Consider the following 9,760-nt stretch of genomic DNA (forward strand, 5'->3'; position numbering starts at 1 on the left):
GAACCGTAGGAGGTCCCACGGCACCTCATTCCTTCGGCAGCTTGGCCTTCAAGGCATACAGCGCATCGAGCGCTTCGCGTGGCGACATCTCGTCCGGATGCAGCGCCTTCACCGCGGCCATCAGCAGTTCGGCCTCGCTCGGCGGCGCGGCTTCTGCGGCGGCGCGTGAGGGCACTGCGAACAGCGGCAGATCGTCGGCGAGCGCGCGCGCGGTCTGACCGCGGTCCTGGGCTTCCAGCTTCGCCAGCACCGATTTGGCGCGCGTGATCACGGCGGGCGGCAGGCCTGCGAGCTTGGCGACCTGGATGCCGTAGGAGCGATCGGCCGAACCCGGCAACACCTCGTGCAGGAATACGACGTTGCCCTGCCATTCCTTCACCCGCACGGTCGCGTTGAACATCCGTGGCAGCTTTGCGGAGAGCGCCGTCAGCTCGTGATAATGCGTCGCGAACAGCGTGCGGCAACGGTTGCTCTCGTGCAGGTGCTCGATCGCGGCCCAGGCGATCGAGAGGCCGTCGAAGGTGGCGGTGCCGCGGCCAATTTCATCGAGGATCACAAGCGCGCGCTCGCTGGCCTGGTTGAGGATCGCGGCGGTCTCGACCATCTCGACCATGAAGGTGGAACGGCCGCGGGCGAGATCGTCGGCGGCGCCGACACGCGAGAACAGGCGATCGATGATGCCGATCCGCGCGCGTGTCGCCGGCACGAAACTTCCGATTTGAGCAAGAAGAGCAATCAGCGCGTTCTGGCGCAGGAAGGTCGATTTACCGGCCATGTTCGGACCGGTCAGCAACCAGAGCTGGCCGGATTTTTGCGCGGGGCCCGGCGAGAGGTCGCAGGCATTGGCGATGAACGGCTCGCCATTGCGCTTCAAGGCCTGCTCGACGACGGGATGGCGGCCGGCTTCGATGGCGAAGCCGAGTGAGGGGTCCACCTCGGGCCGCACATAGTTCTCGTCGATCGCCAGCTTGGCCAGCGAGGTCGCGACGTCGAGCAGCGCAAAGGCGTGGGCCGCGGCGCGCAGCTCCTCGCTGATTGCCAAAGCCTTGGCGCAGAGCCGCTCGAAAATTTCGAGCTCGAGCCCGAGTGCGCGGTCGCCGGCATTGGCGATCTTGGCTTCAATCTCCCCGAGTTCCGAGGTGGTGAAGCGGACCTGGCCGGCCAGCGTCTGGCGGTGGATGAAAGTCGCGTTCAGCGGCGCCGACATCAGCTTGTCGCCGTGCTGCGCGGTGACCTCGACGAAATAGCCGAGCACGTTGTTGTGCCGGATTTTGAGACCCTTCACACCCGTGTTGTCGGCGTAGCGCGCCTGCATCGAGGCCACCACCAGGCGCGAGGCGTCGCGCAGGTTTCGCGTTTCGTCCAGCGCAGGCTCATAGCCCTGGCGAACGAACCCGCCGTCGCGCTTGATCAGCGGCAGCTGATCGTCGAGCGCCCTGGCGAATTCCGCCGCGAGCTCGCGCGATGGCCTTTGCAGCGCCGCCATCACCACGGCGATCTCATGCGGCGGCTGGTCGAGTTCGCCAAGCCGCATCAGCACCTGGTCGGCGGCGATGATGCCGTCGCGCAGGCCGGCGAGGTCGCGCGGCCCGCCGCGGCCGACGGATACACGGGCCAGCGCCCGCGACATGTCCGGGGCGCCGCGCAGGATGCTGCGGATGTCCTCGCGCGCGGCCGAGTCGGCAACGAAGCTGCCGACGGCATCCAGCCGCCGCGCAATCGCTGCCGCATCGGTCAGCGGCGCGGCAAGCCGCTGCGCCAGCAGGCGCGAGCCGGCCGAGGTCACCGTGCAGTCGATCGCATCGAGCAGCGAGCCGCGGCGTTCGCCGGCCAGTGTCCGCGTCAGTTCGAGATTGGCGCGGGTGGCGGGATCGATCGCCATCGTCGCACCCGAAGCTTCGCGCGCTGGCGGCGACAGCGGCGGATGCTTGCCGACCTGGGTGCGGTCGACATAGGTGACGGCGGCGGCGGCAGCAGTGGCTTCCAGCCGCGTGAGCTGCGACAGTCCGTCCATGGTCGCGACGGCAAAATAGTCGCACAGCCGCTTCTCGGCGGTGGCGCCGTCGAAGACGTCGCGGGTCAGCGGCGTCACCGCCGGCAGCTCGCGCAGGGTCTGTCCGAGCTCGCTATCGTTATAGAGCGCGTCGGTGACGATCACCTCGTTCGGATTGATGCGCGCCAGCGTCGCGGCGAGTTCGCCGCCCGAACATTCCGTCACCGTGAATTCGGCGGTCGAGATGTCGATCCAGGCGAGGCCAAAGCGGTCACCGCCCGCCGATGAGCGCGCACGCGCGAGCGCCAGCAGGTAATTGTTGGCGCGCGCGTCGAGCAGCGTGTCCTCGGTCAGCGTGCCCGGCGTGACCAGCCGCACCACGCCGCGGCGCACGACGCTCTTGTTGCCGCGCGCCCTGGCGGCGGCGGGATCCTCGGTCTGCTCGCACACCGCGACCCGGTGGCCGGCGGTAATCAGCCGGTGCAAATAATCCTCGGAGCGCTCGACCGGCACGCCGCACATCGGGATATCGGCGCCCTGATGCTTGCCGCGCTTGGTCAGGACGATGCCGAGTGTCCTGGAGGCGATCTCGGCGTCCTCGAAGAACAGCTCGTAAAAGTCGCCCATCCGGTAGAACAGCAGGAGGCCCTGATGTGCCGCCTTGATTTCAAGGTACTGTTCCATCATCGGGGTAACGCGCGCGGCAGTCTCCGCCTGCGGCGCGGGCGTATCGTCGGGGGGCGGTACAGGGATCGGTTGTTGCATTGTCATGGGCGGCGCAACCTACAAAATTTCGCCCCGCGCTCCTATCGCTTTGGCCGGCGAGGCAAGGTTTTCCACGTTGTCCGCACCCCGGCATGCGCAACTCGCGTGCGCACCCCCAGGAACACGCGCGTATCGGTCAATTGACCTGCCGCGGGCGCCCTCCTAAAACTCCGTCGACATTGAAGAATTTAGGCCGGATCGCGGCATTCAGGGAGAACAACGATGCGTGACGTCTTTATCTGCGATGCCGTGCGGACCCCGATCGGCCGTTTCGGCGGCTCGCTCGCCAAGGTGCGTGCCGACGACCTGGCGGCGGCCCCGATCAAGGCTCTGATGGCCAAGCATCCCAATCTCGATTGGGCAGAGGTTGACGAGGTCTTCTTCGGCTGTGCCAACCAGGCCGGCGAGGACAACCGCAACGTGGCACGCATGGCGCTCCTGCTGGCGGGCCTGCCGGATTCGGTGCCGGGCCAGACCCTGAACCGGCTCTGTGCCTCCGGTCTCGATGCGGTCGGTGCCGCCGGCCGCGCCATCCGTTCCGGCGAGATCGAGCTTGCGATTGCCGGCGGCGTCGAATCCATGACGCGCGCGCCCTTCGTGATGGGCAAGGCGCAGGAAGCGTTCTCGCGCTCGGCTGAGATATTCGACACCACGATCGGCTGGCGATTCATCAATCCGCTGCTGAAGGCGCAGTATGGCGTCGACGCGATGCCCGAGACCGGCGAGAACGTCGCCGAGGAATTCCAGGTCTCGCGCGCCGATCAGGACGCCTTCGCAATCCGCTCGCAGCAGCGCGCGGGCGCCGCGATCGCGGCCGGCTATTTCGCCGAAGAGATCATCCCGATCACCATTCCCGGCGGCAAGGCCGGCCCTGTGACCGTCGACAAGGACGAGCATCCGCGTCCCGAGACCACGCTGGAAGCGCTGACGAAGCTCAGGCCGATCGTGCGCAATCCCGGCACCGTGACGGCCGGCAACGCCTCCGGCGTCAATGACGGCGCTGCCGCGATGATCCTGGCGTCCGAGGCCGCCGTGAAGAAGCACGGCCTGACGCCGCGCGCGCGCATCCTCGGCCTCGCCTCGGCCGGCGTGCCGCCGCGCATCATGGGCATCGGCCCGGTGCCGGCCACCCGCAAGCTGATGGAACGTCTCGGCAAGAAAATCAGCGATTTCGACCTGATCGAGCTCAACGAAGCCTTTGCCTCGCAGGGTATCGCCTGCATGCGCCAGCTCGGCGTTGCCGACGATGCCGATTTCGTCAATCCGCACGGCGGCGCGATCGCACTCGGTCATCCCCTCGGCATGAGCGGCGCGCGCCTTGCGCTCACCGCCGTGCACGGCATGGAGAAGCGCGGCGGCAAGCTGGCGCTCGCCACCATGTGCGTCGGCGTCGGCCAGGGCGTTGCCGTCGCGATCGAGAAGCTGAATTGACCGGACGCCCCAGACTCGTCATGCCCGGGCTTGTCCCGGGCATCCACGTTCTTGGTGCCGCGAGAAGAAGGTCGTGGATGGCCGGGACAAGCCCGGCCATGACGCAAGGTGAGGGAGCATCCCATGATCATCGCGCGCGAGCAGGACGTCACGGCCGCGGCATTGGCGGTGATGGAGCAGACATCCGATCCCCGGATGCGCCAGATCATGGTCTCCCTGGTCAAGCATCTGCACGGTTTTGTCCGCGACGTTCGCCTGACCGAGAAGGAATTCCGCGACGCCACGGCTGTTATCGCCGAGCTAGGCAAGCTCTCGACCGACACGCATAACGAGGTCGTGCTGATGGCAGGCTCGCTCGGCGTCTCGCCGCTGGTGTGCCTGCTGAACAATGGCGATGAGGGCAACACGGAAACCGACCAGTCGCTGCTCGGACCGTTTTGGCGGCTGAACTCGCCGCGGGTGGAAAATGGCGGATCGATCGTCCGCTCCGAGACACCAGGCGCGCCGCTGTTCGTCAACGGCCGCGTCGTAGACAAGGAGGGCCGTCCTGTCGCCGGCGCCGAGGTCGACGTCTGGCACGCCTCGCCGGTTGGTCTCTATGAAAACCAGGACCCCGAGCAGGCCGACATGAACCTGCGCGGCAAGTTTACGACCGACCAGGACGGAGCCTTCTCTTTCCGCTCCGTGATGATGGTCGGCTATCCCATTCCGACCGACGGCGTGGTCGGCCGGCTCCTGGAGGCGCAGAGCCGGCATCCCTATCGTCCCGCGCACCTGCACGCCCTGGTCTTCAAGCCCGGATTCAAGGTTCTGATCTCGCAGGTCTACGACCCCGCCGATCCGCATATCGACAGCGACGTGCAATTCGGCGTGACGAAGGCCCTGATCGGCAAGTTCCTGCGCCATGACACGCCACATCCGACCGAGCGCGACGTCGCGACGCCCTGGTATTCGCTCGACCATGTCTACCGGCTCGAAGCCGGTGAGGCCGTCCTGCCGCGTCCGCCGATCAAATAGGGCTCAAAGCCGCTTCCCCCAATTAGTTATATCCTATAATGATTGGCGGAAGCGTTGACCGGTCGAAAAAGGACCGGGGAGGAGTTCGCCAATGACATTCATCTATCCCGTCGACAGCAACACGGCGCATCCGTTGCCGCTGTCGCCCGAGTACAAGAGCTCGATCAAGCGCGCGCCGAACAAGCCCTTGATCCCGATGCGCCATACGCTGTCGGAGCTGACCGGGCCGGTTTACGGCCACGAGACCGTGCGCAAGGGCGACAACGACCTCACTACCCAGCACACCGGCGAGCCGCTCGGCGAACGCATCATCGTGCACGGCCATGTGCGCGATGAGGACGGCCGCGGCGTGCCGAACTCGCTGGTCGAGATCTGGCAGGCCAATTCCTGCGGCCGTTACGTTCACGTCCGCGACCAGCATCCGGCTCCGCTCGATCCGAACTTTACGGGTGCCGGCCGCACCGTGAGCGACGCCTCCGGGTACTATCGCTTTGTCACGATCAAGCCTGGCGCCTATCCGTGGGGCAACCATCACAACGCCTGGCGTCCCGCACACATCCATCTCTCGGTGTTCGGCCATTCCTTCGTCACGCGTCTCGTGACGCAGATGTACTTCCCGGCCGATCCGCTATTCCCGTTCGATCCGATCTTCAATTCGGTGCCGGACGAGAAGGCGCGGGCGCGGATGGTGTCGTCGTTCGATCTCGAGAACACCCAGCCCGAATGGGCGCTGTGCTACCGCTTTGACGTCGTGCTGCGCGGCAAGAACGCCACCCCTATGGAGAACCATTAAGTGCAGGACAATGGGATCACGCCGTCACAGACTGTCGGCCCGTTCTTCAAATACGGCCTGACGCCGACCGGCGAGTATGCCTGGAACGATGCGTTCACCAACTCGACCCTGACGCCCGACGTCACCGGCGACCGCGTCCGGATCGAGGGCCGCGTGTTCGATGGCGATGGCGTCGCCGTGCCCGATGTCATGCTGGAGATCTGGCAGGCCGACGCGCAGGGGCGCTTCGCCGATCCGCAGGACAAGCGCGCGCTGCCGAATGCGAGCTTCCGTGGCTTTGCCCGCTGCGGCACCGACAAGGACGGCAATTATTCCTTTGAAACCATCAAGCCGGGTGCGGTGCCCGATCCCGACGGCAAGCCGCAGGCACCGCATATCCTGCTTGCGGTGTTTGGCCGCGGCATGCTGCGGCATCTCTATACCCGCATCTATTTCAGCGACGAGGCCAGCAATGCCGCCGATCCCGTGCTGGCGGTGGTGCCCGCCGACCGCCGCGCCACGCTGACGGCCGTGCGAGAGGTCGGCAAGCCGGTTTACCGGCTCGACTTGCGGCTTCAGGGCGACAACGAGACGGTGTTTTTCGACGTGTGAGCCCAGCCTCGTCCCGGACAGGCAGAGCGCCGATCCGGGACGACAGCGGAGGACGGGCCTGATTTCGCTGCCCGAAACCGTTCACCTGACGCCGTTTCCCGTAGTTTTTCGGAGTTCGCGCGATGCAATTTCCGCGCGATGCAATCCCGCGTTTACCGTAATCCTTTAGGGTCCGTAGGATTCGGCGCGGCCCTATTGGATTGTTCCATGAAAATTCGCCTTTCGCTTTCTTCCGCAATCATTGCTTTCGGCGTCGTTCTGGCACTCGGTTTCACCGCCGTGGTCTCCACCAGCCTCTACGCCTTGAAAGAGCTCAAGGTCGGCGGTCCGCTCTATTCCGACATCAAGCTGGGCAACGATCTCATCGCCGACATCCTGCCGCCGCCGGAATATGTGATCGAGGCCTATCTCGAGGCCACTCTCGCCATGCGCGAGCCCGACCAGCTGGCGGCCCATGGCGAACGCCTGGTCCAACTCCGCAAGGATTACGACGAGCGCAAGGCATTCTGGGTCACCTCCAGCCTCTCGGCCGACCTGAAGACGGCCCTGGTGTCGAAATCCGACGGCGAGGTGCAGAAGTTCTGGAAGCTGTTGTCCGACCAGCTCCTCCCCGCCCTCAAGGCCAAGGACCCGGTCGCCTCCGAGCGCGCCTACGCGCAGCTCAAGGACGCCTACACCGCGCATCGCGCCGTCATCGACAGCATTGTCGAGAGCGCCAACAAGCAGAATGCCGACATGGAGAAGCTGGCCGCGGACCGCGACAGCTCCATGCTTTATATCCTCCTCGGCGTTTCCGCCGCCGTCCTCGCCTTCACTGCGGTGGGCCTGCTCGGCGTCGCCCTCGGCGTGGTGCGCCCGATCGTGCGCATGACGAGCGCGATGCAAAAGCTCGCGACCGGCGATCTCGCCGCCGACATTCCTTTCGCGCACCGGCAGGACGAGGTCGGCTCGATGGCGGGCGCGCTCCTGGTGTTCAAGCAAGCGGCGGTCGAGAATTCCCGCCTGCGCGAGGAGCAGTTGCAGAAGGAGCAGGAGGCGGCGCTCGCCAAGCGCGGGGCCCTGCACCAGATGGCTGAAACCGTCGAGCGCGAGACCGGCCGCTCGGTCGACACCGCGAGCGCGGCGACGCAAGGCGTGGAGCGTGCCGCCTCCAGTCTGTCCGAGATCGCAAAGTCGCTCTCGACACAGTCGCAGGCGGTCGCAGCCGCGTCCACCCAGGCCCTCGGCAGCTCGCAGACCGTCTCGGCCGCAGCTGAAGAACTCAGTGCTTCGATCCGAGAGATCGCAACCCAGGTCGCGCGGACCAGCACGGTTACGAAGTCCGCGGTCGCCGGTCGGGAACAGGCGCGCTCGACCATCCAGGCGCTGGCCGGATCGGTGAAGAAGATCGCAGAGGTCTCCGACCTCATCGGCGGCATCGCCGGCCAGACCAATCTGCTGGCACTCAACGCCACGATCGAGGCGGCGCGCGCCGGGGAGGCCGGCCGTGGCTTCGCGGTGGTCGCCGCCGAAGTGAAATCCCTGTCCGACCAGACCGCCAAATCCACCGAGGAGATCGCGCGGCTGATTGCCGAGATCCAGGCCTCGACCCAGGCCGCAGTCGATGCCGTAGAAACCATGGGCGGCCACATCGTCGAGATCGACGGCGTCGCCACCTCGGTTGCCGCGGCGATGGAAGAGCAGGACGCCGCGACCCGCGAGATCACGCGGTCGATCTCCGAATCGGCTTCCGCGGCCAAGGAGGTCTCGGCCAAGATCGGTGATGTCAGCCGCGACGCCGCCTCCGTGAACGAGCGCGCCGCCGAGGTCAGGCAGGCGATCGCCGGCATGGCGGCCAATCTCGAACAGCTCCGGTCGGTTGTCGTCAGGACCGTGCGCGACTCGACCGCTGCGGCTTGAGTCGGCTGCTGAGGCCGCTGGCGCCCGGCAGCGCGGTTGTGCAGAATGGAGCAACGCGACGGGGGTCGGGCGCTCATGACAGATATACGATTGCCGGAGGTGGCGGACGCGGCAAATCTCACCGCGGCGCTGCGCAAGGCCGGCGCATTGGACGCCGGTGCCGTGCGCGAGGTCAAGGTACTGCATGAGCGCGACACGGTCGTGTCGCATATCACCCGACTCGGCCTGCGCTATGTCGGGGAATCCTCCGGGTCGCCGCAGTCACTGATTCTCAAGACGCCGCATGCTGCGTTCGCCAAGCCGCTGGCAAATGCCGGTCGCCACGAGGTGGCCTACTACACACAGCTTGCAACCAGAATGCCCGCGCAGTTGGTGCCGCGCTGCTTTGACGGGAATTTTGACGAGGAGAGCCTCGCCTGGCATCTCCTGCTGGAGGATCTCACCGATAGCCACGAGATCGCGACCCAATGGCCGCTGCCGCCATCGCGCGGTCAGGCGATGGCCATCGTCGCCGCGCTCGCGCGCTGGCATGCGGCGTGGTGGGACCATGCTGGTCTCGGCGAGACCGCCGGGGTCTGGGCGAGCACCGACGATACGGCCGAGCATATGGAAACGTTCGCATCCCATTACGACCGGTTCGCCGATCAGCTCGGCGATCGTCTCAGTGAAGAGCGCCGCACGCTCTACCGCCGCTTCATCGATCAGTCCGACAGGATGTCATTGCGCTACCACTCGCACCGTCACCTCACCGTCACCCATGGCGATGCCCATATCTGGAATTTTCTGCTGCCGCGTGCCGGCGTGTCCGACACGGTCCGCATCTTCGACTTCGACCTGTGGGATATCAACGTGCCGACCCACGACCTCGCCTACATGATGGCGCTGCACTGGTATCCGGAACGCCGGCAGGCGTTCGAACGCCTTCTGCTCAACCATTACCACGACACGCTGATCGGGCACGGCGTCAGCGGCTATACGCGCGGCGCGCTCGATCGGGACTATCGCTGGTCGGTGCTCTGGCACATCACCAAACCGGTCCGGCAATGGAGCATCAACATCCCGCCGGTGATCTGGTGGAATAATCTGGAACGCGTAATGATGGCGGTCGAGGATCTGGGCTGCGAGGAGTTGTTGGGGTAGGGACGCGCAACACCATCGGAGTGGGGGGGGGGGCGGCCGGGGCCGCCGCGGGGGGGAACAAACCCCCCATGCCGGGCCCCCCCCCCGCGGGGGCGCGGGGGGGGGGGGGGGGCGGGCCCACGCGGCCGGCG

General features: G+C 66.3%; 7 protein-coding genes. 6 read left to right on the plus strand and 1 reads right to left on the minus strand.

The window, feature by feature from the left end:
* Window positions 1–25 precede the first annotated feature (25 nt).
* Complete coding sequence (gene mutS, locus ABIC03_RS33830) at window positions 26–2,764, minus strand: DNA mismatch repair protein MutS (RefSeq protein WP_354064566.1); 2,739 nt, start codon at window positions 2,762–2,764, stop codon at window positions 26–28.
* A gap of 216 nt (window positions 2,765–2,980) precedes the next feature.
* Here mutS and pcaF point away from each other — a divergent pair, with 216 nt between their 5' ends.
* The 6 genes from pcaF to ABIC03_RS33860 all read left to right on the plus strand — a co-directional run bounded on the left by pcaF (window position 2,981) and on the right by ABIC03_RS33860 (window position 9,629).
* Window positions 2,981–4,189, plus strand: coding sequence for a 3-oxoadipyl-CoA thiolase (pcaF, locus tag ABIC03_RS33835; protein ID WP_354064568.1), 1,209 nt, complete (start codon window positions 2,981–2,983; stop codon window positions 4,187–4,189).
* Between the two features lie 123 nt (window positions 4,190–4,312).
* Complete coding sequence (locus tag ABIC03_RS33840; RefSeq protein WP_354064570.1) at window positions 4,313–5,206, plus strand: dioxygenase family protein; 894 nt, start codon at window positions 4,313–4,315, stop codon at window positions 5,204–5,206.
* 91 nt (window positions 5,207–5,297) lie between these two features.
* A complete protein-coding gene (gene pcaH / locus ABIC03_RS33845; protein ID WP_275168614.1) occupies window positions 5,298–5,999 on the plus strand; it encodes a protocatechuate 3,4-dioxygenase subunit beta in 702 nt (233 codons plus the stop codon).
* The gene (gene pcaG / locus ABIC03_RS33850; RefSeq protein ID WP_354064572.1) at window positions 6,000–6,590 is read left to right on the plus strand and encodes a protocatechuate 3,4-dioxygenase subunit alpha; all 591 of its coding nucleotides are present in this window, start codon (window positions 6,000–6,002) and stop codon (window positions 6,588–6,590) included.
* A gap of 207 nt (window positions 6,591–6,797) precedes the next feature.
* On the plus strand, window positions 6,798–8,489 hold the full coding sequence (locus tag ABIC03_RS33855) for a methyl-accepting chemotaxis protein (RefSeq protein WP_354064574.1): 1,692 nt from the start codon (window positions 6,798–6,800) through the stop codon (window positions 8,487–8,489).
* Between the two features lie 75 nt (window positions 8,490–8,564).
* A complete protein-coding gene (locus tag ABIC03_RS33860) occupies window positions 8,565–9,629 on the plus strand; it encodes a phosphotransferase (protein WP_354064576.1) in 1,065 nt (354 codons plus the stop codon).
* Window positions 9,630–9,760 lie beyond the last annotated feature (131 nt).

The sequence above is a fragment of the Bradyrhizobium sp. RT6a genome (assembly GCF_040547675.1).
GTDB lineage: Bacteria > Pseudomonadota > Alphaproteobacteria > Rhizobiales > Xanthobacteraceae > Bradyrhizobium.

What these genes read in the sequence shown, in the direction of transcription:
- mutS (WP_354064566.1), bottom strand. Translation starts at nt 2,764, where the DNA reads ATGACAATGCAACAACCGATCCCTGTACCGCCCCCCGACGATACGCCC.
- pcaF (WP_354064568.1), top strand. Translation starts at nt 2,981, where the DNA reads ATGCGTGACGTCTTTATCTGCGATGCCGTGCGGACCCCGATCGGCCGT.
- ABIC03_RS33840 (WP_354064570.1), top strand. Translation starts at nt 4,313, where the DNA reads ATGATCATCGCGCGCGAGCAGGACGTCACGGCCGCGGCATTGGCGGTG.
- pcaH (WP_275168614.1), top strand. Translation starts at nt 5,298, where the DNA reads ATGACATTCATCTATCCCGTCGACAGCAACACGGCGCATCCGTTGCCG.
- ABIC03_RS33855 (WP_354064574.1), top strand. Translation starts at nt 6,798, where the DNA reads ATGAAAATTCGCCTTTCGCTTTCTTCCGCAATCATTGCTTTCGGCGTC.
- ABIC03_RS33860 (WP_354064576.1), top strand. Translation starts at nt 8,565, where the DNA reads ATGACAGATATACGATTGCCGGAGGTGGCGGACGCGGCAAATCTCACC.